This is a genomic window from Candidatus Villigracilis proximus (assembly GCF_016717045.1).
Classification (GTDB): Bacteria; Chloroflexota; Anaerolineae; order Anaerolineales; family Villigracilaceae; genus Villigracilis; species Villigracilis proximus.
In genome coordinates, this window is sequence record NZ_JADJUO010000017.1 from 44,594 (window position 1) to 71,588 (window position 26,995).

Here is a 26,995-nt window from a genome sequence, read left to right on the forward strand (position 1 = left end):
TCATGATTAGACCTGAAGAAATTAAGATGAGCGCTGAACATGTCGGTAAGTGGGGCATGGTCATTGATCAGGATATTTGCACAGGCTGTCAGGCTTGTGTAGCCGCGTGCGCAATGGAAAATAATATTTCATTCGTCGGCGAAAAAGACTCTGGCTATGGCCGTTCCATGCATTGGATTCGCATTGAACGCTTTTGGGAGGGTGAGTATCCTGAAGTGAAGATGACGCCCAATCAGCCAATGCTTTGCCAGCAATGCAATAGTGCAACCTGTGAACCTGTTTGCCCGGCTTTTGCAACGGTTCATTCACAGGCTGAGCAATTGAATTTGCAAATCTATAATCGTTGTGTCGGTACGCGTTACTGTGGTAATAACTGCCCTTATCAGGTGCGTTCCTTCAACTGGCGTGATTATGAACGCCCTGAACCTTTGTCGAATCAATTGAATCCTGATGTCACCGTGCGCCGCCGTGGTGTGATGGAAAAATGCACCTTCTGTATTCAGCGCATTCACAAGGCTCAAGATAAAGCTAAATCAGAAGGCCGCGAAGTAGTAGATGGTGAATTCACTACTGCTTGCGCACAGGCCTGCCCGGCAAGCGCCATCACCTTTGGCCGCGTCGATGATCCTGAATCGCTTGTCTCGCAATTAGCTCAACGCGGTAATGGTCTGAAACATCTTGAAGAACTTGGCACAGTACCAAATGTGACCTACTTCAAGGGAGGGTAATTATGGCTGGATATAACAAAAAAGAAGAACATGCTCACGCCAAGGCTGAATCTCATAACCATGGTGAAGAGCACTTCCGCGAAAAGCACTTAATGCTTGATCCGCTTCCCCGCGGACAGATGAACGACATGGTTATGGAATCCATGTACGTTACCTCATGGAAATTCTGGGCTGTGTTCGCAGCCTTGAGCGTGATCGTGGCCTATGGTCTGTTCTTTTCCTGGGGCAAAATGATCGCTGAAGGTCTCGGTATCGCTGGTGTGAACCGCCCGTCTTACTGGGGAATCTTCCTCGTCAACACCGTCTTCTGGATCGGTATCAGCCATGCAGGTACATTCATCTCTGCCATTTTGCGTGTGTTCAAAGCGGAATTCCGCCGCCCGTTCACCCGTGCCGCAGAATTGATGACCACCTTTGGTCTGGTGCAGGCTGGCTTTAGCGTGTTCATGCACATGGGCCGTGTTTGGCTTTCCTACTGGCTTATGCCGTATGCAAATCAACGTATGTTGTGGCCCAACCTGCATTCACCCCTTACATGGGACTTGCTGGCAATCACCACATACTTGCTTTCCTCTACCATGTATCTCTTCCTGCCGCTTATTCCTGATGTTGCCATGGCGCGTGATCGTTCCACTGGCTGGCGTAAGACATTCTACAAAATACTGGCGCTTGGCTTCCGTGGTACTGAAGGCGAGTGGGCACATTTACGCAATGCGATGAACATCTTCGCCTTTGCCATTATCCCGGTTATGTTCTCGGTACATACCATCGTCTCCTGGGACTTTGCAGCCGCCACACGCCCGGGTTGGAACTCCTCGATCTTCGGTCCATACTTCGTTGTAGGTGCTTTGCATTCAGGTATGGGCGCGGTCATCATGGTACTTGCTGTTGTACGCGGCACAATGAAGAATATGAAATACTTCATTCGCGCTGAACATTTTGACGGCATCGGCAGGCTTATGCTCATCATCTCGATGGCTTGGGCTTACTTTTTCTTCAATGATTATATGGTGCAATGGTATGGCGGCGACAAATGGACGCAGCAGCTTTTGCACTTCCATGAAGCCGGTCCGATGGGCTGGATGTGGTTTGCCATGTTGATCTTCAATGTAGCTATTCCATGGGCTGTTTTATGGAATCAAAAATGGCGCTCCACACCCTGGATCGTTTTCGTTGTTGGTTTCTTGATCAATATCGGCATGTGGTTTGAGCGTTATATTATTGTTCCTATTTCTCTTAGCATCAACCGTATGCCCTTCACGTGGCGCCTTTACGCGCCCGGTGTGGAAATTCCACTTGGAATTGGAACATTAGCCTTCTTCATCCTGCTTTATATGGCGGCTTCCCGTTTGATCCCTCTCATTCCTGTTTGGGAAGTGCAAGAAGGCCAGATGGCGCACGAACTTAAGAAATTTGGACGCGAGACCGTTGTATCGGTCAGCGAATTGGAATAGGTGACTCACATGGCTGACAATATTTCCAGCAAAGAGAATTCTGGACAGGTGTCCCTGTTAGCGGTCTTTCCTGACCTCGCACCTGCTGCGGACGCGATTGACCAACTCCGCGCTTTGGGCCTTTCCGACGATCACATGAATGTCATCTCTGGCATTCCTGTCACCGAAGCCATGCTCGGGCGCCCCGCCCAGTGGACGAATGTTCCCCGCCTCGCTGGCGGTGGTGCAGCTCTGGGCTTTTTAGCCGGCGCATTTTTGGCTTTTGTCACACCCTATCTGTACCCAGTTCCAATTCAGGTGGGCAGGCAAGCCTTTATTCCCGGTCCTCCCACTGTTGTTGTGTTGTTCGAGTTAACCATGCTCGGTATGTTACTCTCAACTTTCCTCGGCGTGTTTCTTGATAGTTATTTCCCCAACTATCGCCCGATGGAATATGTGAAGGAAATCAGTGACGGAAAAATTGCCATCTTCTTTATTTGTCCAGAAGAGAGCAAGGATAAATTTACCAAAGCCATGACCGCCCTCGGCGCGGAAAAGGTTGAGGTTGCGGAGGTAGAGCACCTATGAGATTGTTCAAGCAGCTCGTAGTCGTATTTGCAGTACTCGGCGTTGTTATCGGCGCTTTGGCAGTATTTGCTTTTGACGTGATTAAGATTGACTGGGTTGTCTTTATGGAAATTCAGGATTCCTATGGCACGCAGGAAAACCCCCTGGCAGTCCCTGCACAATCCATTCCAGTGGAAGGCGCGGCCTACATCCCAGGTAATGGAGCACCGACCAATCCGGTCCCCGCTGACGAAATTTCCATTGCGCGTGGTGCGGAACTCTTCACAATACATTGTGTGATGTGTCATGGAGCTACCGGCGAAGGGAATGGAACCGTTTCTGCCTTCCTGGTTAAAAAGAAACCTTCCAACCTTGGCAGCGATCTGGTTCAAGATAAAAGTGACGGCACTCTTTTCCTTTCCATCTCCAATGGTGTTTTTAATCCGAACAACTCGCTTTTTCCTGATGTTGAGTTCTCTGGTCAAATGCCGCCCTTGAGTGAGAACCTTACCGTCCGCGAACGCTGGGACGTAATCAATTACATCCGCACGCTCAAAGTTGTAGTACAACCGTAAGGAAGGTCTTTGATGAAAGACGATGTACGTAAATATATTTATGGAACGATCGTAGTGTTCCTTGTGGGTGTTTTTATCTGGCTTAGTATCGTTTACGTGTCAGCTTGCGGGGTTACACTCTCTTGCAACCAGGCAGCGCAGCCAGTTGATCGCACTCCCATCCCAACCTTAATTCCTGCAACGCTCCCCGCGATGGATATGAGCAATGGACAACAAGCCGCATCTGATCGTGATGCATGTCGCGTTGTTGCCACTGATCTGGTGGGTGCGTGGGTCTCTGCAAATTCACCTGAAACTGACTCTTTCCAATTTGTTGACGCAAATGGAAATAATTGTGAAGCAACCTTTGCTGATGTTGAACCGCTCTTCAATGAACCCAATCTTTGGAATTCCGGCTCATTGGCTTGCGTCTCATGTCATTCAGTGGATGTGGCGATTTCTCCCGCCCAGTTAGACCTGAGTAGTTATGCCGGCATAATCGCAGGCTCCCGCCGTGCTGATGCTGAATCCAAGGGCACAGACATCCTTGGCGCTGGTAATTGGGAGAAATCATTATTGTATGATTTCCTCGTCACCAGCAAAGCGGATGTGCCCGGTCATACCGAAGCAGTTTCCTTCGCCTCATTTGTCTTTGCAGGGAAGCCATTGCCTGTTCCAACACCAACACCGTAATTTAAGATATTTATGAAATAGACCTGACAATTTGTCAGGTCTATTTTTTTCTGTTTTTACTGGGAAGATTTATCGCCAACAAAAAGACGTCCCTGAAAAGGGACGTCTTTTTGTTGGCGGAGAGGGCGGGATTCGAACCCGCGAACCTTTGTGGGTTACACGCTTTCCAAGCGTGCGCGCTAAGCCAGACTACGCGACCTCTCCATTTCTCTACTTGAGCGGGCGAATTATACCACGTGTTATTGAGGTGGCAATATTTAAATTTGCAGCCTGTGTCAAACCAACCACACTCTTTGCGGCAAAAACAGCATACTTTTTTAAATTTGGATCTGTTTCCCAATGACCGCATATTCCAATATGTGTTCCGTGTGGAGGTAATAGATCAGTCGGGATGATGATGAGCGCGGATTGATTTGAAAGATAATCCAACGAAGAAAAAACGGATGTTTGGGAAGTAAGCGATTCGAGGTAATGAATAAGATGAATATCTGCCAGACTGTGGACGCTTTGGTTAAAGAGACCCTGATGAAAGTTCGGCATCCAATCGAGAAACAGGTCTTTTTCACGCATAATATTTACAGATGTTCCCGCATCGAAACGAATTAAGATTTTGTCGCTATCCGGAGTGCAGGAAAAAGCATTAAATACCGGTGGGGTTTGGCTTGTGGCGCGTGTGATTAAGGTTCCACACAGGATCAGGGCAATGAGAAGCGCGCCAAATACCGCAGTACTATTTGACTCTTGAAACTTCAGGTTGGACTGGGCAAATAGACCGATTTTTATGCGGCTTACAATGAGGGAGAGTCCCATACCGGGTAGAAGACCAAAAATCCCGATGGAGGCGGCGTAAAGGCGCACTCGATACGCATCAGTAGGCGGCACAAATGGGACCGATGCCAGGACACCAAAAGTCGCCATGATAACGAGTCCGCTAAAGGGATCATCTGGTTTGCGAGACCATTTCAGAATACCTAATATGCATAACGTATATATTATCCAGCGAGTGATCGTATTGACGACAGCATTTTCGCCGCCAAGAAATGAAAAAGCGCCGTATACAGTGTCGGAGAAAAACATTGACCAGCCGTATAAGATACCCTTGATAAATAAAGCAGGGCTGTGAATAATAAGGTCGAATGCAAGGCGGTAGATGGCTTGAGATTGTTCCGGGTTTTGTAACAAAAAAACTTCAGGGTGTTTTTCAAAAATGTAGGTATATGACTTTCCGCCTGAAGCTAGTCCGTATAAAGCCCATGAGAAGTTGGAAAATGCCGTTCCAGACGGTCCTGCCAATAATCGAATGAAAAATGAATTCAAGGCAAAACTTGCAAGAATTACAATTACTCCCAAAAATAAAACCTTGATTGAGATATATTCATTTGTTTTTTTGAACACCCACCCCAGCCACAATAATATGAAAGGCAGGGTAAACATGGCGCCCGGACGGATATTGAGTGAAAAAGCAATCACAAATAAGCCAAAAATTGCCAGATATTGAGAGTTCTTTTCCATTCCTCGCCAGATCAGTCCTATTCCAAGCATCCCGATCGGAACGCCAAGCGTTTCAGACAGACTCGTTCCTGAATGATGTCTGAAATACAGAAAAAGAATGACAAGCAGAAAGACAGCTGTTTCTGCACCATGTGTGCGTTGAATCTCGCGCACACTAAAGTAAATGGTGATCGCCGCGATCAGAGTAATAATTGCCAGACTGAACATAATAAAACGATGCATCTGTTAAGGGGACGAGTCCGCTAATGGCAACCGACTGTGACTGTCCCGAAGCCCACAGCCCTGCCAGCGGCATCGCAAAAAGTGAAAGAGTGACAGCCATCCCAATAAAATCTCCCACGCGGTTTGGGATGCGAAATGCAAGATATAGGATTAATCCTGTGGCAGGAATCACCAATCCGAAACCGGTCCGTAACGCCATGCTCATCGGACGCAGAAAATTGGGTGAACGATTTATCAGGATCAGGCTAAAAATAACGATTGATATAAGGAGAAAGATCGCCTGCCAAAGGTAGGGGGATATTTTGTGAGTAAATTTATTGTTTTTCATTGATGAATAAAATTATACCCTGTTGATAAAAAGAAAATACCATCCGCTTAGTGGATGGTATTTTGGATGCTCAGTCTGTTGAAGCCTGAAGTGGTAAAGGCGGCGAACTTTCATTTCTATTTTGCTCAACATTCATAATGATTGGTGTGAAGAATCCACCAATGCCCATCAGCAGAGTGGCGATACCTGCAACCCAATACCATGTCCGAATCCCAATCACATCAGAGACAGGCCCGGCGAATGCCAGACTCAGCGGCGTCATGATCGTGGCCAGACTCATTACAACGCCCATAACACGGCCCTGCATCTCAGGTTTTACAGAAGCTTGAAGAATGGCCCCCAGCGGACCGTTCACAATAGGATTGGTAATGCCGGATATGGTCATGCCCACGACTGCCAGCCAGAACATGTTTGCAGGAGCAAATCCAACAATTGTGATGCCCACGCCAATCCCGATGATACCCACCATTGCGGTGATGATATTTTTCTTGAAACCGCCCCATACACTCAGCAGGATTCCGCCGATCACCATGCCAAACGCCCAGATCGAATCCATCAGGCCAAATTCCAGCGCGCCCAGCCCAAAATGTTTTGTGACCAGCAATGGCATCAGTGAACCGGTTGGTGTAAGAAGAAAATTACATGCCAAAGCCAGAGCAATGACCGCCATTAATCCCGGCCACGACCTGATGTATTGAATGCCTTCTTTCATATCTTCCCAAACACTTGTCTTGTGTTTTCCCTCTTCGGTCAATTCGCGCACAGGCTGTGGAATGGACAGGAACAATAAGGGCAAGACGCCGAACAAAGCGGTCACGATGTCGATAAATAAAACACTTTGCATTGGCATAATACCAAGCAGCAATGCACCGGTGGGAGGCGAAACAATATTGATCGCTGCGCGCAAAGTTTGGTTGATGCCCGAAACACGTGTCAACTGATCTGACGGCACCAACAACACGGTGGAAGCTCCAAGCGCAGAGTGATGGAAGACATCACCAACCGAGCGCACGAACATCACCAAATAAATATGCCAGACTTCGATCTGGCCTGTATAAAATAGATAAACCAGCACAGCCGTTGAAGCGGCTATTCCCACATCAGCCACGATCATGATCATCCGGCGGTTCCAGCGATCCACCAATGCGCCAACTAGCGGACCAAGGATAACCTGCGGCAGCATCGCCACCAGTGTCGCCATCGCCAGGACTGTGGCAGAGCCCGTCTTTTGTGTTAAGTGCCAAACCAGCGCAAACTGCACCAGTCCGCTTCCAAAAAGTGAAACAGCCTGTCCAGCAAAAATAGTGTAGTACTTCACAGCCCATCGTTGGGGGATAGGTTGATTAATATTATCCATTTTACCTCCAGAAAACATAAGTCTTGTTTGTAAATATCAATATATTATACAGAAATGTTTACAAATGTCAATAATTTTTTAATAAAATGAATAAAAAGGCCTTTCCCGCGTTGATTTTCTTGATTTAAGGTTAATATTTTTGAACTTGATAGATATTGGCTGGCCCCTTCTGTATAATTGGATAATCTCACTTTAGGAGTTGTTTATGAAGACGTTCAAACGCATCCTTCTTGGACTTTTAGCTGTTCTGGCGATTCTGATTCTTTTCCTTCCCCTCAGCATTTTTACAGACTCGCTCCTCGGCGCGAGTCGTCTCGACGCACTGGTGAACACCACAGTCCCCGGCCTAAACGGCGGACCTGACGTACGGGCTTATGTCGCCAGACCAGAAGGCGAAGGACCATTCCCAACCGTCATCATGATTCACGAATTCTTTGGCTTGCGCGAATCCATCATCGGCAAAGCGGATTTGCTGGCGAAAGAAGGCTATATAGTCATTGCGCCAGATACTTTTCGCGGCTCAACAACTTCATGGATCCCGCGTGCCATTTATCTCGTGAGTAATACCAAACCGGAAGATGTCAATGCCGATCTGGATTCCATATATGCCTGGCTTGAAACCCAATCAGATGTGGATGCAAACCGCATCGCGATTGCAGGATTCTGCTACGGCGGGCGGACCTCACTCGTGTACAGTTTGCACAACAACAAACTGGCCGCGACAGTCGTGTTTTATGGCTCACCTGAAACAGACCCCGAAGTCCTAAAGAATTTACCAGGTCCCATCTTGGGGATTTTCGGCGATGCAGATCAATCGATTCCTGTGGAAGAAGTGCGGACTTTCGATGATGCACTCACTGATGCTGGCGTAACCCATACAGTATCCATTTACGCCGATCAACCACATGCCTTTGTTGAAGATGTTGCAGGAATTCAAGCCGGTGGGGCGCAGGGCAAGGCGTGGGCAGAGATGCTGGAATTCCTTGATGAAAACCTCAAGAATGCGCCCTCATCACGCAATGGGAAATCCATTTCTTATGCAGCAGAATTTGACTGGTATTACTACGCCATGCTTGCTTATGAACACGCATTTGGTTCAGCCAGTCACCAGCACCATTAATATATGATACAAAGAGAGTTGGGATGCTAATTGGCGTTCGACCCTCTTTGCATCATTGCTTTACAATAAGGCCGGAGATAATAATATGGAAACATTCATCAATCAACCAAAACACATTCCCTTCTTTCTAAAACTTGGCATCTTAATTTCAGAAAGAATAACCGGCAAAACCATGCTCCCCGCGCGGATATTAGCCTGGTACCCCAAAGCCGCCATCGGCTCAGGCATCATGGAAGCACTGGTAGCCCACGAAGACGGGCAAATGAATCAGCGTATGCTCAAACTGATTCGGATGACGGCGTCACATGCAGCGGCCTGCCCGTTTTGCATTGACATGAATTCATATGAGCACCGCCAGCATGGAATCACAGACGAAGAAGCCGAAGCCCTACGCGGAGATATTGATGCGGTTACTACTTTTTCAGAACGTGAGAAACTGGCCATCGTTTACACACGCGTCATTTCGCAAACACCATTGAAATTCCAGCCTGATCTGGTGGAGCGGGTTAAATCTGCTTTTACAGAGCGAGAGTTTGTCATTCTTGCCAGCACAGCCGCGCAAGTCAATTATTGGGCGCGATTAATTCAGGCGCTGGGGATTCCGCCCGCAGGGTTTGGGAGTGAGTAAAGAGGGAAACGAGTAAACAACGAAATAGGTAAACAGGTAAATAAGGAAACAAGTAAAGAAAAAGACCTCCGAGCCATATCGACTCAGAGGCCTTCAATTTGTATACCTGTCTACTTGCTTACTTGTCTACTTTACTACTTCCCAAGTTTCTTTTTCAACGCCTCGGTCAAAGCTGGGACAATCGCAAACAGGTCACCAACTACGCCATAGCGTGCCACTTTAAAGATCGGTGCATCAGCATCTTTGTTGATGGCTACGATGACTTTTGCATTGCGCATACCAACAATATGTTGAATGGCGCCAGAGACACCGCAGGCAATGTACAGATCGGGCGAAACGACTTTACCCGTTTGACCCACTTGATGTGAATAGGTGATGTAACCAGCGTCAACTGCGGCACGTGAAGCGCCGACTGCGCCGCCGAGCAGGGAGGCGAGGCCGCCGATCATTTCGAAGCCTACTTTGGCTGTGGCGGCTTCATCCAGGCCTAGAGACGGGTTGTTTGACACTCCGCGCCCGCCAGAGACGATGATTCCGGCGTCGCCGAGGTTTACTGCGGATTCAGAGGCTGAGTAGCCTTGTACTGTTGTGAGTGCGTCTGCTTTGGCTTCACCTTTGGTAAGTGTGCCTGGTTTGCCCGCCACTTGTTCTGGTTTGGGGTAAGCGCGCCCAGGGATGGTGGCCATAACCGGCTTGCCTGCGCAAACGGTTTTCTCTAAAACTTTGCCTTCATAAATCGGGCGGGTGGCGATCAACTGCGCACCGTTCATTTCAAATTTTGTAACATCGGTCAACACGCCTGTGTTCAAATCCACGGCAGACATGGCAGCCAACTCACGGGTTCGAGTGGTTGAAGGAAACAGAATCAGGTTTGGGGTAGAGGAAGAGGCGAGCGCCGAAAGGGTGGAGGCATACGGTTCAGCGCGGTAATCTGTCAGCGCTGAATCATCCACAACGATCACTTCATCGGCGCCATATTCAAAAGCGGCTTTTGTAATTTCATCGAACCCTGAACCAAAAACAAGAGCGGTGGCTGTGCCGAAAGTTTTTGCGAGGCCGAGCGCTTCCCATGATGCGGGCTGCACTTCGCCTTTGAAGTGGTCAATATAAACAAAAGTTTTCATAGCACTTTCTCCGCGAGAATTTTGTCGGCGAGTTTTTCGGCGATCTCGGCCGGGGTTTCGCCGGCGATCATTTCTACTGTGGTTTCGCGCGCGGGCGGGTTCATCAACTCGGTGCGGGTGATGATGGCTGCGGGCGCGGCGGCGTTAATATCCGCGAGCGACCAAACGGGGATGGTGGCCTTCGATGCTTTGCGGATGCCCATGAAGGATGGGTAGCGCGGTTCGCCAATACTTTGGACGACGCTCAGTACGGCAGGCAATTTTGCGTTGACAATTTGCCGGCCTTCTTCGATGACTCGTTCAACGGTCACGCTTCCACCGTCGACTTTGATCTGGCCGGCCAACCCAAGCATTGGCCACCCGAGAACACGGGCGGTCTGCGCGGGGGTCAGGCCTGCGCCGTTATCAAGGGTCTGACGGCCGAAGACAACCATGTCCGCGCCGCCAACTTTGTTGATGGCGGCCGCCAGCACACGCGCCGCTCCGACGGTATCTAATTCGGCAAGCGCTGCGTCTGAGATGAGCACAGCTTCATCTGCACCCATGGCGAGGGCGTGTTTGAGCGCGTCTTTGGCTGATTCAGGGCCGACGCACAGTACAGTGACTGTGCCGCCTGATGCTTCCTTCTGTTGAAGCGCGCCTTCCACTGCATATTCGTCGAACGGGTTGATGACCAATGGCGCATCGCCCCAGGATACTTTCCCGTCTGCGGCCGTTACTTTGGCTTCAGAGTCGGGCACTTGCTTGATACATGCGATGATTTTCAAGTTGCTTCTCCTTGATTTGAATTCTTTTGTTACGGTTTACTTTTACTAACTCCGTGAGGTTAAACAATTATCTGCCAGCCATATAAGCCATAACTACAAAAACATCAGCACCGACTACCGCCACAAATCCAATTACGCTGAAAAGCTTTTGTTCCACCTCCCAGCGCTTGCGATTTTCCAGCCGTTTAATGAAGAATTCCTTGAATGGCATAAGAGAGCGGGTGAGGCTGTTGTAAATATCCTGATAGTAGGCTTCTGTTTTGAACCAGAGTTTGTAAGTGTTAGAAAGGAATATTAAACTGAACATCAGGAAGAGGATTACAAATCCGAGGGGCGGTTGGGTGGGAGTTGACATTTTTATTGTTGTGACAGACTTCCGAAGTCTATGGCTTTTTTTATCTAAAAGTGGTGAAACTGATAAGTTTTCCCGATTTCAATTCGAGTTCACAGGCGTGGCCGTTAAGCGTGTAGGCAGATAATGTGTATCCATCTTCATTGAGCTTGACACGTGTAAAGAAAGTATTTGGGTCAGGCTTTTCAGCCTGCCAGATGATCTTTCCATCCAGTCCGATCAAATATAGATTGGACTCGCTGTACGGAAATTTGATAGCGCTTTCCAATATGATCATCCCGGCGCTGACCTGGATCACTTTTTCAACCTTGGTGTGTAATGGGTTTACATCCATATTCATGTTTGATTTATCCTTGCCGTTTTTTTGTCCATTATAAAGGGTAACTATCGGGGCGAAGTCTATTTATGCTGGCTATGTATATTTGAATTATATCCCAGAATAAATCAGCCTACCGAGCGGTAGGCTGATTTATTCTGGGATATTTCTTTCCTTGATTCATATGGAATATTAATGTCGCTTTGTGTAACTTATTTTGTATGCCTACATCTATACATAAATCAAATTTTTGGAGGTATGAGATGTCTGACCAGAAAGTTCAACCCAAAGTAGTGGTGTTTAGCACACCTACCTGTTCGTTTTGTACCATGGCGAAGAAATATTTTCGTGATAAAGGTATCAAGTTTACTGATATTGACGTGAGTCGTGATCAGGCAGCCGCGCGTGATATGGTGCGTCGCTCAGGTCAAATGGGCGTTCCTGTTATTGATATCGGCGGCAAGATCATAGTCGGCTTTAACCGTCCGCAAATTGACCAACTGCTTAGTATTAAATAATTGGAGGATAAAATGGCAAAAAATAATAACATTCAGCCGCTTGGAACACGTATTCTTATTCGTCCTCTGGAGCAGGAATCCAAGACGAATTCAGGTTTGTTTTTGCCCGAAACCGCAAAAGAAAAGCCGCAGACCGGCGAAGTGGTTGCCATCGGTGATGATGAAGGCATAAAATTAAAAGTGAAGGACAAGGTTTTGTTCGCCAAGTATAGCGGCACCGAATTCAAATTCGACGGAACTGATTATCTGTTGCTTGAAGTGAACGATGTTTTGGCCCGCCTGAATTGATTGTGAAAAAATAAAAAAAGCCCGGCGCATATTTCGATTTGCGTCGGGCTAGAGGATGGGGGAGTCTTCCATCATTTCTTTTGAACTCCCATGTTGTTGAGTTCGTCCGGGTTGTACTGGGCTACGAACAAGTCCGAGCCGGCCAGGACGAGCAACAGGATACAAACAACTGCTGCGAATACAAACATGTCTAACTCCTTTCTGCATGATAGATACTATAACGATTTTGGAAACAAAAAGATACTCCCCTAACAGTACTGTAATGGTTCCACAATACAATTTTGAAAGGGTAAAATCGAGACGCCCGACCTTCCAGATTTGTTCCCGTATTCGGTTTATATACGCAGGCTTAACATGAAAGATGCGAAGTGAGCGATTTTGCTAATTTTGAGAAAGCCATCCCTCAAACCTCGCAGGATATTTGACAAAACAAGCGTTTGGGATAAAATACATCTCGCACTACCCAAGCCGAAGTGGCGGAATTGGCAGACGCGCTACGTTCAGGTCGTAGTGGGCTAACGCTTGTGAGGGTTCGACTCCCTCCTTCGGCACAAAAGAGATCCGCGCAAGCGGGTCTCTTTTGCATTTAATCAATTTATGCAGTACTTTGTAAGGAACCTTTATGGCTGAAGAAAACATAGTCCCCGCAAATACAGGAAACATCGAAAGCGTTGATATTGATTCGCAGATGCGCACTGCGTATCTCGATTACGCCATGAGCGTGATCGTGGCGCGTGCTCTGCCAGATGCCCGTGACGGTTTGAAACCTGTCCATCGGCGTATTTTATTCGCCATGCATGAACTGGGTATGCGTTCGAACTCGGCTTATAAAAAGTCTGCTCGTATCGTGGGTGAAGTGCTGGGTAAGTACCATCCGCATGGTGACTCGGCTGTATATGAGTCTATGGCACGCATGGCTCAGGATTTTTCCATGCGCTATCTGCTCGTGGATGGTCAGGGTAACTTTGGGTCGGTTGATGGTGACTCCCCAGCGGCCATGCGTTATACCGAAGCGCGTTTGCAAAAAATGGCCGAAGAAATGCTGGCCGACCGCGAAAAAGATACCGTGGATTTCGGTCCCAACTTTGACGATTCACTCGAAGAGCCGCTTGTTCTTCCGGCGCGTTTACCGAATCTTTTATTGAACGGTTCATCAGGTATCGCTGTGGGTATGGCGACTAATATCCCACCGCAAAATTTGCGCGAATTGGTTGGCGCGATCAATTATCTGATCGATAATTACGACACGATCGATGACATCACCGTGGACGACCTGATGAAGTTCGTACTCGGCCCTGATTTCCCGACTGGCGGCATGATCGTCGGGACGGAGGGAATTCACTCGGCGTATGGAACAGGCCGCGGCCGCATCGTGATGCGCGGTATTGCTCACATCGAAGAGACAAAGGCCGGGCGTTATCAGATCAACATTACGGAGATTCCGTATCAGGTAAATAAATCCACTTTGATCGAGCGCATCGCAGAACTGGTGCGTGACGACAAGATCGATCAAATCTCGGACCTGCGGGATGAATCTGACCAACGCGGTATGAGCATCATCATTGAGTTGAAACGCGCCGCGCAGCCCAAGAAGGTTCTTAATCAACTTTATAAATATACAGCTTTGCAGTCCACGTTTGGCGTGCAAATGCTCTCTCTGGTGGATGGGGAACCGCGCACGTTGACCCTCAAGCGCATGTTGCAGATATTTATCGAACATCGCCAGACTGTCATCACCCGCCGTTCGAAATTTGAACTTGCCAAAGCACAAGCTCGCCTGCATATTCTCGATGGGTATCTGACCGCACTCAACAGCATTGATGCCATTATTAAAGTGATCCGTGAAGCTGAAGATGCAGATACGGCCAAAGCCAATTTGATGAAGCGCTTCAAGTTGAGTGAACTGCAAGCGCAGGCGATTTTGGACATGCAATTGCGTAGACTGGCTGCACTCGAGCGTTGGAAGATCGAAGAAGAACATAAACAAGTACGCGCGATTATTGAAAACCTTGAAGATCTGCTTGCACACCCCAAGAAGATTCTCGCGTTGATTCAATCTGACTTGAACGAACTTGCCGAAAAATTTGGCGATGAACGCCGCACACAGATCTCAGCGGAAGCCAAGGAAGATATTCACGATGAAGACCTCGTTGCAGATGAAGCTGTATTGATCAGCCTCACCGAGCGCGGATATATCAAACGTGTGGCTGCCACGGCCTTCAAGTCACAGAGTCGCGGCGGACGGGGGGTGATGGGTCACACCACCAAGGATGAGGATGAAGTTGTGATGCTCATCCCGGCCCGCAGTTTGAATACCATGTTGTTCTTCTCTGATAAAGGCAAAGTGTATTCTGAGAAGATCTATCAAATTCCAGATTCAGACCGCGCGACAAAGGGAATTCCATTGGTCAATGTATTATCTCTTGAACCCAATGAAAAAGTGACAGCCGCCATGGCGGTGGGAGAATTCTCGGCGCGTAATTATTGTATGATGATGACCGCACGCGGCAAGATCAAACGTGTAACGATGGAAGAGTTCGCATCGGTGCGTCCTTCTGGGTTGATCGCCATGTCTTTGGAAGAGGGTGATCATTTGGGTTGGGTGCGCCAAACTTCAGGCAAGGATGAGATCATCATTGTCACCGAAAATGGACAGGCATTGCGCTTTAGTGAGGATAAAGTCCGCTCGATGGGACGTCAGGCCGCGGGCGTACAGGGAATTCGCCTTGCGAAAGATGATTCCGTGACCAGTATGGATGTGGTTGAAAAAGACGGCGCGTTACTGGTTGTGACAACTCGAGGTTTTGGCAAACAAACTCCGCTGAAAGATTATTCCGCGAAGGGACGTGCCACAAGCGGTATTTCCACCATCGACCAAAAAGCTCTGCCCGAAGTTGGCAAGATCGCCGCGGCACGTGTGGTGCAAAATGCAGACGACCTGACCATTATGACTTCCAATGGCGTTACCTTGCGCATGAAAGTGAAGGATGTTAAACAATCCGGCCGCGCTACAAAGGGCGTACATTTGATCAAGCCGAATGAAGGCGATAGTGTTGCTTCTGTGGCTCGCACCTCTGCTGAAGATCTAAAGAAGGTGGGCGCGCAGCTTAGCGAGAGCACTGAAAAAGAGGAAGCACAGCCCAAGTTGGTATAAGTAAAACAGGCGGGCCATTGCCCGCCTGTTTTTTTAGCCAAAAGAGTGCGGTTAGAGCCCGCGTTTTTTTATTTTAGAACGCAATTTTTCCCAGGACAAGCAGTGCCATTGTGCCAATGACACATACCGCCAGCATGAGCATAAAAGTAATTACAAAGCGCTGCATGGCTGTCATACCCAAAAAGCGGCTCGACCTGGCACGTCCGCTGGGAGCCAAATCAAGAGCGGGTTGGAATTTAGCTTCTTCTTCGTAGAATGGACTGGCTGCTGCATCTTCACGGAGATTATCAAACATAGTGACCTCTTTTATTTTTTTGAAATTTAATAACTCATCGCGCCCGGCCTCACTACATCCCCGAAGCGGACTATTACGGACAGTTGTCATGAGCCGCGCAGACGCAAACTTCCATCTGACTCAAGCCCCATCAATTCACCTGTGATGGGAGATTCGTCTCCTGCGTGGATTTGAACCTGCTCGCCGCGAAAGGCCAGCATCTCCTCCCAGGCTTTAATCAACTCATTGGAAGCCATACGTTTGCGCCAATCGATAAACGCATTCAAGATGCCAAAGAGAATCTCCTCGCGTGCGGGAGGTTCCTTTCCAATTTCATCTTCAAGGCTGGTGGCTGGAAATTGTAATACTTCAACGGGCGGCACCGATGATTTGTAGACATTAATTCCCATGCCAATCACTAATGAATCTATATCATTGCCTGACCAGACAGTTTCGATCAGGATGCCTGCTGTTTTTTTTCCATTAACCAAAATATCATTCGGCCATTTGATGCGCGGAGCGAGACCCAGCATGGAACAGGATTCTGCCATTGAAAGCGCAGCCAGCCCAACGGTCCGCGAGAGATGCGGGCGCAGGGCGGCGGTGGGGCGCAGGATCAGGCTGAAGGCCAGTCCACTGTCTTTTGGGGTGAACCATTTACGGTCGAGTCAGCCGCGGCCCTGAGTCTGTTCATCCGCAAGGACGATGGAAAGATCAGGTGCGCCTTCCGCAGCCCAGGCCAGCGCTTCGTCATTGGTGGATCCGATGGAATCAAAATAGCGCAGGCTGCTGATGTTTAATTTCGAGAGAGTTTTTTTGAGGGAGTGTTCGTTCATGTAAATTAAAATCCTAAAGGTCTTTAAGACCTTTAGGATTTATTTCTATTGAACAATGCTATATGGATTAACGTTCGAGCCGCCGATGCGCACTTCAAAATGCAAATGCGCGCCGAAGGAATTACCTGTGTTGCCTGCTGCGCCAATGACCGCGCCCTGACCAACCGGCGTACACAAACCAACATTGATTACGCTTAAGTGGGCATAGACCGTTACATAGCCATTGCCGTGATCGATTTGCACCACATTGCCGTAGCCGTAATTCCAGCCGCCTTGCGCCATGGTGACAATTCCCGACCCGGCCGCATACACGGGTTCACCTTCATTGGCTTGAATATCAATACCGAGATGTCCGGGGCCGTAGCCGTTGCCCGAAATACTGTGCGAGTTTGCGGGCCAACCGAAGCCGCTTGCAACAGGTCCACCGCCGCAGGCATTCGTGGCGTTGGCTCCGCCGGTGCCGGTATCAGCGCCGCGTCCATTGGTGGCGAGATCCTGTTCCCATTGACGCAGGTCACGCGAGCCGCCAGGAATCATGACTGTTGTGCCCGGCTTTATTTTTGGGTCGGTTAGATCAACATTGTTTCCGGGGAAGGCAATGATCTCATCGGCCTCTGTATAAAATTCTTCAGCGACAGATTCAAACGTATCGCCATCCTGCCATTCATAATACAAACCGTCCACTGGCGGGATGGTTAATTCCATGCCGGGTTTGAGGTTATGCGGATTATCTTCCAGCTGTGTGTTGACGTAAAGAATCGTCTCTGATTTTAGTTTGTAGTCATCCGCGATGGAGATCATGGCATCGCCGCGCGAAACACGATAAATGACTGATTCATAGCGTGGTCTTTCGGGGATATTGGTGATCAACTGCAATTTGCGCGGAATGGATGAGACCCCGCTTCCATCTCCGCTGGTAACGGGTACGCCAACTTCAGGTTGACCAGCGCCCGCAACACTGGTGGGTTGCGCTGAGACAGTGATGCTTGCGGGACTTTAATTCTTATAAAGAATAGCCGAGCTTAATAAAGCGGCCACGATCAAGATTGTAGCAACCCAGCTGATGATTGTAAAACGATCCGCTTTGCCTTTGACGCGCGGCGCGGTTGGAGGTTCATTCACCGCAGAAATAACCTTTGGCTTGCGCTTTAGTTTTTGACCCAAAGCAGAAAAGAAGGGTCGTATGTTATCAATGAATTTTTTCATTCTCTAATTTACTCTGGAGTCAAACAACTTACTGTTTGACTAAAATTACGCATCCTTTGTTAGATTCTCAAGGAATTCTATATTATTCTTGGCGCGTTCCATGCGGGTGATGATGGCTTCGGTGGCCACGGAATTGTCCATGCCTGCGCCTTGCGGGGGAGGAGAGATCATCTGAATGAACATGCGGCGCATGAGCCAAACGCGCTGGAGAAGATCAGGTCCGAGCAGCAGGTCTTCGCGGCGGGTGGACGAACGTTCGATATCCACGGCGGGGAAGATGCGGCGTTCCTGAAGTTTGCGGGAAAGGATCAATTCCATATTGCCGGTGCCTTTGAATTCTTCGTACACCACATCATCGAGGCGGGAGCCGGTATCCACGAGGCAGGTGGCAATGATGGTCAGCGAACCGCCATCTTCCACGTTACGCGCCGCGCCAAAGAAACGCTTGGGAGGATACAACGCCGAAGGATCCATACCGCCAGAGAGTGTACGGCCTGAAGGATTGACGACCAGGTTATAGGCGCGGGCGAGGCGGGTGATCGAGTCCATTAAGATTACCACATGGCGACCGATCTCCACCAAACGCTTAGCGCGCTCTAAGGCCAGTTCCGCTGTGCGGACATGGGCTGTAACGGGCTCATCAAAGGTCGAAGCGACCACTTCCGCGTCTACGGAACGGTCCATATCGGTTACTTCTTCAGGGCGTTCGCCGATGAGAGCAATAATCAAATGCACATCGGGATATTTGGTTGAAATGGAATTCGCAATTTGCTTGAGAATTGTAGTCTTGCCCGCCTTGGGTGGAGAAACGATCAATCCGCGCTGGCCTCGTCCAATGGGTGCGATCAGGTTGATGAGACGAGGGGCGAGGGTGTCATGTTCAATTTCAAGATCAAAACGTACTTCCGGGAAAATAGGGGTGAGGTTTTCAAAAACAACTCTGCGTGAACTGCCTGTTTCTGGTTCCAGCCCATTAATTGATTCTACTTTGAGTAACCCGAAATGCCTTTCGCTTTCACGCGGCGGGCGGACTTGCCCGATCACGAGGTCACCTGCGCGCAGATCATATTTTCTTAATTGCGCCTGTGAGACGTATACATCCTGGTCGCTAATCCTGTAATTTGTGGCTCGCAGAAAGCCGATGCCTTCGCTCATGATCTCCAAAATGCCGCCGCGCAGTTCAATGCCCTCCTTTTGCGCCTCCGCCTCGCGGATCATCATCGCAAGGGATTCCTTCTTCAAGCGGTTGTAGCCAGGAATATTGAGGGTTTTTGCCATGCCGCGCAATTTTGACAGCGGTTCGTTCTCTAGTTCAAGTATTTTCATGTTGTGTTTTCTCTTGGATGGGATTGGAATGTAAATGCAAAGAACCAGCATCTTTTTAAAATGCCGGTGGATTTCCTTAGGATGTGATTGGTGAATCAGGGGTTACGGTCAATGTTCTCGTTACGCTTTCCGCATGTGGTGTAGATGATATGCGGCCATATAAATAAAATACTTTGTCAAACATCAGGGGAATTGACGGCATTATAGCACGCACATTAATAAGGTGCAAGCAGTTAATCAAGGATGCGGTTTTGATATGTCCACAAGCGTTGATATAAACCGTTTTCCCGAACTAGATTTTCGTGGATTCCGCGCTCCACAATTTGGCCGTGGTCCATCACCAAAATCTCGCCCATGTTTTCCATGCCCACCAAACGATGTGTGATGAGCAGCGAAGTTTTCTTTTTCATCAGATCGAACAAAGTTTCAAGCACCTGTTTCTCGGTCAACGGGTCGAGGTTGGCGGTGGGTTCATCCAAAATTAAGATCGGCGCGTCTTTGATGATGACGCGCGCAATCGCCAGCCGCTGACGTTCGCCGCCCGAAAGCCGCAAGTCCCTGTTCGCCGATCATCGTGTCGTAGCCTTTGGCAAACTCAAAATAAAGTCGTGGATTTGCGCGGCTTTGCAGGCTGCTTCCACTTCTTCTTTTGTGACTTTTCTGTCCACTGATCACTGACCACTGGCACAGTATCCACCACTTCAAATAACCTGCGCGCGGCTTCACGAGAGGAGTTCCACATTTGGGCGGCGAGGGGCAGCGGGGTGACGGCTTCAAAAGAGGCGAAAGTTAGCAATGTCAGCGAGGCGAGCATGGGGCCAGCGAGGTTGCCATTTGTTACTTGTGGGATGCACAGGAAGAGAACCGTCCACATGCCGAGGTTGGTGAGCAAGGTGGATAGGCCCGCGTGGAGACCTGTTACTTGTGCCATGCGGCGTTGAGCGTTGCCATAGTCAAGGCCGTTGGATGCGATTTGCTTCAAGCGTTCATCTGCGTGGCCGTAGGCGAGCAGATCGGCCATGCCTTGAATTCCGTCCACGAGGCGGGTGTGTAAATCTCCGCGCAGGGTGATCGTCTGTTCGGCGGATTTGCGGCTGGTGATCTGAGCGATGGCGGGGAGGACAATGCCGAGGCTGAGAAAAAATATCAGGAAAACAGGAGCAAGTATCGGGTAGAAAGAAGCGAGAAACATCGAAGTGAAAATGCCGACGATGGCAGCGGTCAATGGGGGAGAGACAACTCGAACGTAGAAATTTTCCAGAGTTTCCACATCGCCGATGATGCGGGCAAGTAGATCACCCGCGCGGAATTCCATCAGGCGGGCGGGGGCAAGGGGCTCAAGTTTTTCGTAGAACCAGACGCGTAGGCGCGAGAGCAGGCGGAAGGTGACGTCGTGCGAGACGAGGCGTTCGAGGTAGCGGAAGATGCCGCGCGTGATGCCGAAGAGCCGCGTGCCAACGACGGAGACGCCGAGATCTGCGACAGAGGTTGCGATGGCGGCGGTGGAGATGAGCCACGCGGATGTGCCCATGAGCGCGATGCTGGAGCCGATGGTGATGGAGCCGATGAGCACGGAGAGTGCGACGCGATGCCAGTTGCCGCGGAGGAAGGTGAGGAGACGGGAGGATAGGTTTGGTGATTGGTAGATTGGAAGAAGGTGATTGGTAATAATGGGTGAAGGTCGAAGGTCGAAGGTCGGAAGATTCGGATGGTGTGGTACTGACCTTTGACTTTTGACTTTCGACGTTTTTATAGGTTCTAACCATGCTCGCATACATGCCATTGTTCGCAAGCAGTTCGCTGTGTGTGCCTTGTTCGATGATGCGGCCTTTGTCAAGGACGATGATCTGGTCGGATTGGAAGATGGTGTTGAGGCGATGTGCGATGGTGAGGACGGTGCGGCCTTGCATTAATTTGCGCGTGGATTCTTCGAGCAGGGATTCGGTTTCAGGGTCAAGGCTGGAAGTGGGTTCGTCGAGGATGAGGACGGGGGCGTCTTTGAGGAAGGCGCGCGCAAGGGCTACACGTTGGGCTTGTCCGCTGAGAGACGGGCCCGCTTTCGCCGACGATGGTTTCGTATTTGTCTGGAAGCGAGTCGATAAACTCGTGAAGGTGCGCGGCTTGCGCGGCGATGATAATTTCTGCGTGAGTTGCGTCCGCTTTGCCGATGCGGATGTTGGCGGCGATGGTGTCGTGGAAGAGGTGCGGGCGTTGGGGAACCAGGGAGATGGAATGATGAATGGGGAGGTGATTGGGGATGAGTGAATTAGGGACGAGGGATTAGGTGATGAGTGAAACGTGAGGTCGCCTTGTGTGGGTTGAATGAAACCAAGTAATAGTTGGGCAAGGGTGGATTTGCCTGCACCTGTTTTTCCGACTAATGCAATTTGTTGTCCGCGTTGGATGGTGAGGTTGATATTTTCGAGCGCGGGAGTCGTCTCGCTTGCGTAGGTGAACGAAACATTTTTGAAGGTAATTGAAGATATTTCGGCAGACTGATTACTGTCCACTGTCCACTGCCCACTATCCACTTTTTGTATCCAAAATTTCATAAATCCGCTTCGCCGCTGTCGTTCCATTCATGCCTGCGTGGAATCTTGCGCCGAGGGCGCGGAGGGGCATGTAGAATTCGGGGGCGAGGACAAGGAGGAAGAGCGCGGGTTGAAAGTCCATTTTGCCGTAGAGCAGGCGGAAGCCAATCTCAACAGCGATGACGGCGGTGCTGAGGGTGGCGAGTAATTCGAGGGCGAGCGCGGAGATGAAGGTGATGCGCAACACGCTCATTGTGGTGTCACGGAATTTTTCGCTGACTTGTGCAATGGTTTGCGTTTGCGCTTTGGATTGGCCGAAGAGTTTGAGTGTGGTCAGTCCTTGCAGGCTGTCGAGGAAGTGGGCGCTCAAGAGGCGCAGGGTTTCGTATTGGCGTTTGGTGACAGCTTCTGCGCCTTTGCCGATCATGATCATAAAGAAGGGAATCAATGGCGCAGTGAGAAGAAGGATAATGCCGGAGAGCAGGTCAATGGGAAAAACAAAAATAAGAATGGAAAGGGGAACGAGTGTGGTGATAACCAGTTGGGGAAGATATTGGCTGAAATACGCGTCGAGCGCTTCAATGCCTTCGACTGCGGCGGCTGTCAGTTCGCCGGTGCGCTGTCCACGGGCGTAGGCGGGACCAAGTTTGAGGATGTGCGCGAAGAGACGGTTGCGCAAGTCCGTTTTGATCTTGACGGCGACGGCGTTTGCGGCGACTTCATTAAGCCAACTCATGAGGGAACGTCCGCTAATGGCGAGAAGGATGAAGAACAGCGGACGCATTACCTGCGCGAGTATCTGCTTATCAAAAAAAACAGCATTTATCACGCTGCTGAGGAGCCACGCCTGCCAGATCGTAAGCAGACCAGCTAACAGTCCAGAAAGAATCGTTAAGATAAGGGGAATGCGGGTGTCGCGGGTGAGAGTCAGAAGTCTGCGGTGCATAATGGGTTGAGTGTATGGTGATTAGATAAAACGTGCAAGGTGACAACGAGAAGTTGGAGAATGATTTATATTCTCCAACTTCTCTGATCTTTAATCCTGCGCGCCGATGATGATAATGCTGCCTGCACTGATGGGTTCTTCCACATCTACAGATTTGGTCAATGCGGCCTGAGTTCCCTGCCGTGCAAATTTATACATTAATCTAAACATGACAAGCGCGAGCACACTATACAGTAATGTAAAACTGACGAGGGTGGTTGAGACCATTACCACAGTGAGATTTGGCGAGACGGCTTGAGCCGTGGTAAGCAATCCCTGTACGATCCAGGGCTGACGTCCCATTTCAGTGGTGACCCAGCCAGCTACGCCGGCGATGAAGGGCAGGGGAATGAGATAGGCATCCACTTAAGCCATTTTATAAGTTTGGGTGACCAATTGCGCAACACAACGAAGAGGGCGAAGGCTGAGGCGAAAAGCATAATGACTTCCAAGCCAGCCATGATACGAAATGACCAATAGGTGACAACCATCAGCGGAACGTAGTCATTTGGGCCGTAGCGTGCTTCATATTCCGCTTGCAGTTGGTTGACGCCCTGTATTTCACAATCGAAGTTATTGCAGGCCAGGAAACTTGTCAGGTAGGGAACGCGAATGGACCATACTTCCTGTTTGCCTGTCAGGTCGCCGATGGTGAGCAGGGAAAAAGATGCGGGCTGCTCGGTATTCCATAAAGCTTCGATGGAGGCGAGTTTCATCGGTTGATAAATGCGCATCTCCTGTCCTTGTGTATGGCCTGTCATTAATAAGAGGAACGATCCGATCACGCCGACAATTGCTCCAGCCACGAAGGAAGGTTTGAAGACTTCCAGTTCTTTCTTGCGCAGGATATACCAGGAACTGATTCCCAGCATAAAAATGGAGGCAGTTGCCAACCCTGCGGAAAAAGCATGTTGAAACAGCAGCCAGCCTTTGGGGTTGGTGAGAAGCGCAAAGATATCCACTAGTTGAGCGTTGCCAGTGACGGGGTTGATAATATATCCAACAGGGTTATGCATCCATCCGCTGGCAAGCAAGATCCAGATCGAAGAGGCCAGGCTGCCGATGGCGGCCATCCAGATCGAAAATAAGTGAACACGTTTGGAAACACGCCCTTCGCCGAAGATCCAAATACCAATGAAGACCGACTCAAGGAAAAAGGCAACCATTGTTTCGATCGCAAGCAGTGCGCCGAAGATGTCGCCAACAAAGCGGGAATATTCAGACCAATTCATGCCGAACTGAAATTCCTGTACCAGCCCGGTGACAATTCCCATGCCAAAATTGACAAGAAAAAGTTTGCCCCAGAATTTTGCCATACGGCGATAGCGTTCTTCGCCTGTACGATAGTATAGTGTTTGAAAGATGGCGATGAACCAGATCAAACCGAGGGTAAGGGGTACGAATAGGAAATGAAGGGCAGTGGTTACGCCAAATTGAATACGGGAAAGGGTTATAACGTCCATGATAGTTGCCTCTAACTAATTTTGTTACGATAGATTTACAACTTGTGTTGTGAAGTACATCACAAATCATGGCGTTATTCTAACTAATAAGGTCTTTTTTGTACTTAATTTCACATAAGAGTCTTTGTAAGAAACTTATATTCCCTTAATTTGATTTGACTGTCTAAAAACTCACCCCGAATTTTCGGGGTGAGTTTTTTATGATTAGCTGTCGTGCTTGATTAATAAACGAGAGTCTTTTTGTCGGTGCTGATGCGCTGGCGGAACATGTAGTATGTCCAGCCTTGATAGGCGAGGACGATCGGGACGAAGATCAGCGCGACGATGGACATGACGCCGAGGGTGTATTGGGATGAGGAGGCGTTGTAGATGGTGAGAGAAAGCTGGGTTGGTGGTGGAGAGCATGACATTGGGGAAGGTCATCGAGAAGAAGGTGACCTGTGTTAGCACGATATTAAGTGCAACCATAATGAATGCCCAGCCTTCCATCTTTTGGTTGATGAAGTAGCCAGCGACGAGCAGGACGGCAACTGCGGCGATCGGTGCAATGCCAGGGTCAATGAAGCCGCGGGCCCAGAAGCCTGCAATGTAGGTGTAGATACCAAATACAATATACAGTACGGTTGCGCCGATCCACAGTTTCTTTGCAAAGACGTTGACACGTTCGCGCAGTTCACCTTCGAGTTTCAGGCCTAGGAAGTTTGCGCCGTGAAGCAGGAAGATCGCAACGGTGGTGAGTCCGCCGAGCAAGCCGTAGGGATTGAGCAATGTGAAGAGGTTGCCGGTGAACATCATGTTTTCGTCAATCGGCACACCGCGTGCGAGGTTTGCAAATGCAGCGCCAAGTAAGAGTGCCGCCATGAAGGATCCGATGGCAATCATCCAGTCAAAGCGGTTGCGCCAGGCGGGGGCTGCGTCTTTTGAACGATATTCAAAAGAGACGCCACGGATGATGAGGCCAACCAGCAAAAGGAAGAGCGCGAGATAGAAGCCGCTGAACATGGTGGCGTACCATTCAGGAAAAGCTGCGAAGGTTGCGCCGCCTGCTGTTAATAGCCAGACTTCATTTCCATCCCAAACGGAACCGATGGAGTTAATGATGGCGCGGCGTTCTTCGTCTTTTTTGCCAAGGAAGGGCAGGAGCATTCCTACGCCGAAGTCGAAACCTTCAAGGAAGAAGAAGCCGATCCATAATACAGCGATGAGAATGAACCAAAGGATTTGTAAGAATTCGTATGACATGTTATTCCTCTGTGATTAATCTTGTGCGCCAACGCGCGCGGGAGCCACGTCCACTGATTCGTGCATGGCGGCGTCTGGACCGGCGATGGCGTATTTCTTCATCAGGTAGACCATGGAAACGGCAAGCGTGCCATAGACAGCGGTGTAGCCGATGAGTGAGATGAGCAGGTCCACGGTGGTGAGGTTGGGGGAGACTGCATCTTCCACTTTGAGCAGGCCGTAGACGATCCAGGGTTGACGTCCCATTTCGGTCAGGATCCAGCCGCTGGCGTTGGCAAGATACGGCAGGACGAGAATCCACGGGGCCCACTTCATCCATTTGGCTTTGGTGATGTCGCCACGCATGTTTGCCCATACGAAGTATGCTGTGATGAGGATCATCACGATACCAAAGGCCATCATGATGCGGAAGGTCCAGTAAGTGACGATCATCAATGGGATGTAGTCGCCGGGACCGTATTGCTGTTCATAGGCAGCTTGCAGTTCGTTCACGCCTTTGACTTCGCAGGTGAAATTGTTACAAGCAAGGAAACTCATCGCGGCGGGAATACGGATTGACCAGATTTCCTTTTTGCCGCTTAAGTCACCGATGGTGAGCAGGGAGAAGGATGCGGGTTGTTCAGTTTCCCAAATGGCTTCGAGCGCAGCCAATTTCATCGGCTGTACTTCAGCCATGTACTGTCCCATGGTGTGACCGCCGAGGAAGATCAATACGCCAGCGATAAGTCCGCTGACGGCTGCGATGTTGAATGAGCGTTTGAAGAAATCGAGATTTTGTTTGCGGGCGATGTGATACGCGCTGACAGCCAAAATTAAGAAAGCTGCCATAGCCACACCGTCAGAAATGGTGTGCCAGAAGAATATCCAGCCTTTGGGATTGCCGATCAGGGCAAAGAAGTTAATGAGTTCAAGGCGTCCATTGGCTTCGTTGTAGACATAGGAGTTCGCGGGCGGGGCTTGCATAAAACCATTGGCGAGCAAAATCCACAGGGCTGAGAGGTTGGAGCCGATGGCTGCCAGCCAGATCGAGGCAAGATGGACTTTTTCAGACACACGGCCTTCGCCGAAGATCCAGATGCCGAGGAAGGTGGATTCCATGAAGAAGGCCATTAGAGCTTCCACCGCGAGGGGAGCGCCGAAGATGTCGCCGACATAGCGGGAATACTCAGACCAGTTCATGCCGAACTGGAATTCCTGAACAATGCCCGTTACCACGCCAATGGCGAAGTTGATCAGAAACAATTTGCCCCAAAACTTTGCCATTTTGCGCCAGGCTTCATCTTTGGTCTGGTAATAGCGGGTCTGGAAAAATGCCACGTACCAGCCCAAACAAAGCGTGAGGGGAACGAACAACCAGTGGTAGATGGTTGTGAGGCCAAATTGCCATCTTGAAAGTGTGATTGGATCCATAATTTTGTTCTCCGAAAAATTGAATTTGATTTCTTTCGTATATAGATGGAACACGTATTGT

General features: G+C 49.5%; 27 protein-coding genes, 2 tRNA genes and 3 pseudogenes. 11 read left to right on the plus strand and 21 right to left on the minus strand.

Annotation, left to right across the window (positions count from 1 at the left end):
- Positions 1–2: 2 nt before the first annotated feature.
- The 5 genes from IPL71_RS17165 to IPL71_RS17185 are packed head-to-tail and all read left to right on the plus strand — an operon-like array spanning position 3 to position 3,975.
- On the plus strand, positions 3–728 hold the full coding sequence (locus IPL71_RS17165; protein WP_345323714.1) for a 4Fe-4S dicluster domain-containing protein: 726 nt from the start codon (positions 3–5) through the stop codon (positions 726–728).
- Between the two features lie 2 nt (positions 729–730).
- Positions 731–2,182: an NrfD/PsrC family molybdoenzyme membrane anchor subunit gene (nrfD, locus tag IPL71_RS17170; RefSeq protein WP_345323716.1), complete on the plus strand. Its 1,452-nt coding sequence runs from the start codon at positions 731–733 to the stop codon at positions 2,180–2,182.
- A 9-nt stretch (positions 2,183–2,191) separates the two neighbouring features.
- Complete coding sequence (locus tag IPL71_RS17175; RefSeq protein ID WP_345323719.1) at positions 2,192–2,749, plus strand: quinol:electron acceptor oxidoreductase subunit ActD; 558 nt, start codon at positions 2,192–2,194, stop codon at positions 2,747–2,749.
- Complete coding sequence (locus IPL71_RS17180) at positions 2,746–3,303, plus strand: c-type cytochrome (protein WP_345323721.1); 558 nt, start codon at positions 2,746–2,748, stop codon at positions 3,301–3,303. The genes IPL71_RS17175 and IPL71_RS17180 overlap by 4 nt, the downstream gene beginning before the upstream one ends.
- 12 nt (positions 3,304–3,315) lie before the next feature.
- On the plus strand, positions 3,316–3,975 hold the full coding sequence (locus IPL71_RS17185; RefSeq protein ID WP_345323722.1) for a hypothetical protein: 660 nt from the start codon (positions 3,316–3,318) through the stop codon (positions 3,973–3,975).
- 114 nt (positions 3,976–4,089) lie between these two features.
- Here the strand turns inward: IPL71_RS17185 and IPL71_RS17190 are convergent.
- The 4 genes from IPL71_RS17190 to IPL71_RS17205 all read right to left on the minus strand — a co-directional run bounded on the left by IPL71_RS17190 (position 4,090) and on the right by IPL71_RS17205 (position 7,394).
- Positions 4,090–4,179, minus strand: a tRNA-Ser gene (locus IPL71_RS17190).
- Positions 4,180–4,185: 6 nt separating this feature from the next.
- On the minus strand, positions 4,186–5,709 hold the full coding sequence (locus tag IPL71_RS17195) for a hypothetical protein (RefSeq protein ID WP_345323724.1): 1,524 nt from the start codon (positions 5,707–5,709) through the stop codon (positions 4,186–4,188).
- Complete coding sequence (locus tag IPL71_RS17200; protein WP_345323726.1) at positions 5,642–6,037, minus strand: hypothetical protein; 396 nt, start codon at positions 6,035–6,037, stop codon at positions 5,642–5,644. Before IPL71_RS17200 ends, IPL71_RS17195 begins: the two co-directional genes overlap by 68 nt.
- 70 nt (positions 6,038–6,107) lie before the next feature.
- Positions 6,108–7,394, minus strand: coding sequence for an MFS transporter (locus IPL71_RS17205; RefSeq protein ID WP_345323728.1), 1,287 nt, complete (start codon positions 7,392–7,394; stop codon positions 6,108–6,110).
- Between the two features lie 205 nt (positions 7,395–7,599).
- On the opposite strand from IPL71_RS17205, the gene IPL71_RS17210 reads away from it, so the two are divergent.
- Both IPL71_RS17210 and IPL71_RS17215 read left to right on the plus strand, forming a co-directional pair.
- Positions 7,600–8,514, plus strand: a complete 915-nt coding sequence (locus IPL71_RS17210) for a dienelactone hydrolase family protein (RefSeq protein ID WP_345323730.1) — start codon at positions 7,600–7,602, stop codon at positions 8,512–8,514.
- Positions 8,515–8,599: 85 nt separating this feature from the next.
- A complete protein-coding gene (locus IPL71_RS17215; RefSeq protein WP_345323732.1) occupies positions 8,600–9,142 on the plus strand; it encodes a carboxymuconolactone decarboxylase family protein in 543 nt (180 codons plus the stop codon).
- Between the two features lie 134 nt (positions 9,143–9,276).
- On the opposite strand, the gene IPL71_RS17220 is transcribed toward IPL71_RS17215, so the two are convergent.
- From IPL71_RS17220 to IPL71_RS17235, 4 genes are all read right to left on the minus strand, one after another.
- Positions 9,277–10,266, minus strand: a complete 990-nt coding sequence (locus IPL71_RS17220) for an electron transfer flavoprotein subunit alpha/FixB family protein (RefSeq protein ID WP_345323734.1) — start codon at positions 10,264–10,266, stop codon at positions 9,277–9,279.
- Positions 10,263–11,033 carry an electron transfer flavoprotein subunit beta/FixA family protein gene (locus IPL71_RS17225; protein ID WP_345323736.1) on the minus strand — a complete coding sequence of 257 codons (771 nt, stop codon included), beginning with the start codon at positions 11,031–11,033 and terminating at the stop codon, positions 10,263–10,265. Before IPL71_RS17225 ends, IPL71_RS17220 begins: the two co-directional genes overlap by 4 nt.
- Positions 11,034–11,100: 67 nt before the next feature.
- On the minus strand, positions 11,101–11,388 hold the full coding sequence (locus IPL71_RS17230; RefSeq protein WP_345323738.1) for a hypothetical protein: 288 nt from the start codon (positions 11,386–11,388) through the stop codon (positions 11,101–11,103).
- A 40-nt stretch (positions 11,389–11,428) separates the two neighbouring features.
- A complete protein-coding gene (locus IPL71_RS17235; protein ID WP_345323740.1) occupies positions 11,429–11,725 on the minus strand; it encodes a hypothetical protein in 297 nt (98 codons plus the stop codon).
- Positions 11,726–11,964: 239 nt separating this feature from the next.
- Here IPL71_RS17235 and IPL71_RS17240 point away from each other — a divergent pair, with 239 nt between their 5' ends.
- From IPL71_RS17240 to gyrA, 4 genes are all read left to right on the plus strand, one after another.
- A complete protein-coding gene (locus IPL71_RS17240) occupies positions 11,965–12,219 on the plus strand; it encodes a glutaredoxin family protein (protein WP_345323742.1) in 255 nt (84 codons plus the stop codon).
- A gap of 12 nt (positions 12,220–12,231) precedes the next feature.
- A complete protein-coding gene (locus IPL71_RS17245; RefSeq protein WP_345323744.1) occupies positions 12,232–12,507 on the plus strand; it encodes a co-chaperone GroES in 276 nt (91 codons plus the stop codon).
- 467 nt (positions 12,508–12,974) lie between these two features.
- Positions 12,975–13,058 (plus strand) — tRNA-Leu (locus IPL71_RS17250).
- 71 nt (positions 13,059–13,129) lie between these two features.
- Positions 13,130–15,661, plus strand: a complete 2,532-nt coding sequence (gyrA, locus tag IPL71_RS17255) for a DNA gyrase subunit A (RefSeq protein ID WP_345323745.1) — start codon at positions 13,130–13,132, stop codon at positions 15,659–15,661.
- Positions 15,662–15,734: 73 nt separating this feature from the next.
- Here gyrA and IPL71_RS17260 read toward each other — a convergent pair whose 3' ends face one another.
- The 13 genes and pseudogenes from IPL71_RS17260 to IPL71_RS17330 all read right to left on the minus strand — a co-directional run bounded on the left by IPL71_RS17260 (position 15,735) and on the right by IPL71_RS17330 (position 26,934).
- Positions 15,735–15,956, minus strand: coding sequence for a hypothetical protein (locus IPL71_RS17260; protein ID WP_345323747.1), 222 nt, complete (start codon positions 15,954–15,956; stop codon positions 15,735–15,737).
- 86 nt (positions 15,957–16,042) lie between these two features.
- A pseudogene (locus IPL71_RS17265) lies at positions 16,043–16,585 on the minus strand (biotin--[acetyl-CoA-carboxylase] ligase); the annotation flags it as partial.
- An 18-nt stretch (positions 16,586–16,603) separates the two neighbouring features.
- Entirely contained in the window at positions 16,604–16,771 is a 168-nt protein-coding gene (locus IPL71_RS17270; protein WP_345323749.1) for a hypothetical protein, read from the minus strand.
- Positions 16,772–16,816: 45 nt separating this feature from the next.
- Complete coding sequence (locus tag IPL71_RS17275) at positions 16,817–17,641, minus strand: peptidoglycan DD-metalloendopeptidase family protein (protein WP_345323751.1); 825 nt, start codon at positions 17,639–17,641, stop codon at positions 16,817–16,819.
- Positions 17,642–17,767: 126 nt separating this feature from the next.
- Complete coding sequence (locus IPL71_RS17280) at positions 17,768–17,977, minus strand: hypothetical protein (protein ID WP_345323753.1); 210 nt, start codon at positions 17,975–17,977, stop codon at positions 17,768–17,770.
- Positions 17,978–18,022: 45 nt separating this feature from the next.
- A complete protein-coding gene (gene rho / locus IPL71_RS17285) occupies positions 18,023–19,303 on the minus strand; it encodes a transcription termination factor Rho (protein ID WP_345323755.1) in 1,281 nt (426 codons plus the stop codon).
- Between the two features lie 233 nt (positions 19,304–19,536).
- Positions 19,537–19,857, minus strand: a complete 321-nt coding sequence (locus IPL71_RS17290) for an ATP-binding cassette domain-containing protein (RefSeq protein WP_345323756.1) — start codon at positions 19,855–19,857, stop codon at positions 19,537–19,539.
- A gap of 41 nt (positions 19,858–19,898) precedes the next feature.
- Entirely contained in the window at positions 19,899–20,876 is a 978-nt protein-coding gene (locus IPL71_RS17295; protein WP_345323758.1) for an amino acid ABC transporter ATP-binding/permease protein, read from the minus strand.
- 448 nt (positions 20,877–21,324) lie between these two features.
- Positions 21,325–21,882 (minus strand): annotated as a pseudogene (locus tag IPL71_RS26110) (ATP-binding cassette domain-containing protein); the annotation flags it as partial.
- Positions 21,827–22,780 (minus strand): ABC transporter ATP-binding protein/permease, encoded by a 954-nt coding sequence (locus tag IPL71_RS17305; protein WP_345323761.1) that lies wholly within the window; start codon positions 22,778–22,780, stop codon positions 21,827–21,829. The pseudogene IPL71_RS26110 and the gene IPL71_RS17305, both read right to left, overlap by 56 nt.
- Before the next feature lie 90 nt (positions 22,781–22,870).
- A pseudogene (locus IPL71_RS17315) lies at positions 22,871–24,282 on the minus strand (cytochrome ubiquinol oxidase subunit I).
- 204 nt (positions 24,283–24,486) lie between these two features.
- The gene (cydB, locus tag IPL71_RS17325; protein WP_514130809.1) at positions 24,487–25,524 is read right to left on the minus strand and encodes a cytochrome d ubiquinol oxidase subunit II; all 1,038 of its coding nucleotides are present in this window, start codon (positions 25,522–25,524) and stop codon (positions 24,487–24,489) included.
- A gap of 15 nt (positions 25,525–25,539) precedes the next feature.
- A complete protein-coding gene (locus tag IPL71_RS17330) occupies positions 25,540–26,934 on the minus strand; it encodes a cytochrome ubiquinol oxidase subunit I (RefSeq protein WP_345323767.1) in 1,395 nt (464 codons plus the stop codon).
- Positions 26,935–26,995: the final 61 nt, after the last annotated feature.

What these genes read in the sequence shown, in the direction of transcription:
- IPL71_RS17185 (WP_345323722.1), top strand. Translation starts at nt 3,316, where the DNA reads ATGAAAGACGATGTACGTAAATATATTTATGGAACGATCGTAGTGTTC.
- IPL71_RS17165 (WP_345323714.1), top strand. Translation starts at nt 3, where the DNA reads ATGATTAGACCTGAAGAAATTAAGATGAGCGCTGAACATGTCGGTAAG.
- IPL71_RS17180 (WP_345323721.1), top strand. Translation starts at nt 2,746, where the DNA reads ATGAGATTGTTCAAGCAGCTCGTAGTCGTATTTGCAGTACTCGGCGTT.
- IPL71_RS17235 (WP_345323740.1), bottom strand. Translation starts at nt 11,725, where the DNA reads ATGAATATGGATGTAAACCCATTACACACCAAGGTTGAAAAAGTGATC.
- IPL71_RS17200 (WP_345323726.1), bottom strand. Translation starts at nt 6,037, where the DNA reads ATGAAAAACAATAAATTTACTCACAAAATATCCCCCTACCTTTGGCAG.
- nrfD (WP_345323716.1), top strand. Translation starts at nt 731, where the DNA reads ATGGCTGGATATAACAAAAAAGAAGAACATGCTCACGCCAAGGCTGAA.
- gyrA (WP_345323745.1), top strand. Translation starts at nt 13,130, where the DNA reads ATGGCTGAAGAAAACATAGTCCCCGCAAATACAGGAAACATCGAAAGC.
- rho (WP_345323755.1), bottom strand. Translation starts at nt 19,303, where the DNA reads ATGAAAATACTTGAACTAGAGAACGAACCGCTGTCAAAATTGCGCGGC.
- IPL71_RS17175 (WP_345323719.1), top strand. Translation starts at nt 2,192, where the DNA reads ATGGCTGACAATATTTCCAGCAAAGAGAATTCTGGACAGGTGTCCCTG.
- IPL71_RS17205 (WP_345323728.1), bottom strand. Translation starts at nt 7,394, where the DNA reads ATGGATAATATTAATCAACCTATCCCCCAACGATGGGCTGTGAAGTAC.
- IPL71_RS17305 (WP_345323761.1), bottom strand. Translation starts at nt 22,780, where the DNA reads ATGCACCGCAGACTTCTGACTCTCACCCGCGACACCCGCATTCCCCTT.
- IPL71_RS17220 (WP_345323734.1), bottom strand. Translation starts at nt 10,266, where the DNA reads ATGAAAACTTTTGTTTATATTGACCACTTCAAAGGCGAAGTGCAGCCC.
- IPL71_RS17280 (WP_345323753.1), bottom strand. Translation starts at nt 17,977, where the DNA reads ATGAAAAAATTCATTGATAACATACGACCCTTCTTTTCTGCTTTGGGT.
- IPL71_RS17330 (WP_345323767.1), bottom strand. Translation starts at nt 26,934, where the DNA reads ATGGATCCAATCACACTTTCAAGATGGCAATTTGGCCTCACAACCATC.
- IPL71_RS17215 (WP_345323732.1), top strand. Translation starts at nt 8,600, where the DNA reads ATGGAAACATTCATCAATCAACCAAAACACATTCCCTTCTTTCTAAAA.
- IPL71_RS17195 (WP_345323724.1), bottom strand. Translation starts at nt 5,709, where the DNA reads ATGCATCGTTTTATTATGTTCAGTCTGGCAATTATTACTCTGATCGCG.
- IPL71_RS17230 (WP_345323738.1), bottom strand. Translation starts at nt 11,388, where the DNA reads ATGTCAACTCCCACCCAACCGCCCCTCGGATTTGTAATCCTCTTCCTG.
- IPL71_RS17240 (WP_345323742.1), top strand. Translation starts at nt 11,965, where the DNA reads ATGTCTGACCAGAAAGTTCAACCCAAAGTAGTGGTGTTTAGCACACCT.
- IPL71_RS17245 (WP_345323744.1), top strand. Translation starts at nt 12,232, where the DNA reads ATGGCAAAAAATAATAACATTCAGCCGCTTGGAACACGTATTCTTATT.
- IPL71_RS17210 (WP_345323730.1), top strand. Translation starts at nt 7,600, where the DNA reads ATGAAGACGTTCAAACGCATCCTTCTTGGACTTTTAGCTGTTCTGGCG.
- cydB (WP_514130809.1), bottom strand. Translation starts at nt 25,524, where the DNA reads ATGTCATACGAATTCTTACAAATCCTTTGGTTCATTCTCATCGCTGTA.
- IPL71_RS17260 (WP_345323747.1), bottom strand. Translation starts at nt 15,956, where the DNA reads ATGTTTGATAATCTCCGTGAAGATGCAGCAGCCAGTCCATTCTACGAA.
- IPL71_RS17270 (WP_345323749.1), bottom strand. Translation starts at nt 16,771, where the DNA reads ATGAACGAACACTCCCTCAAAAAAACTCTCTCGAAATTAAACATCAGC.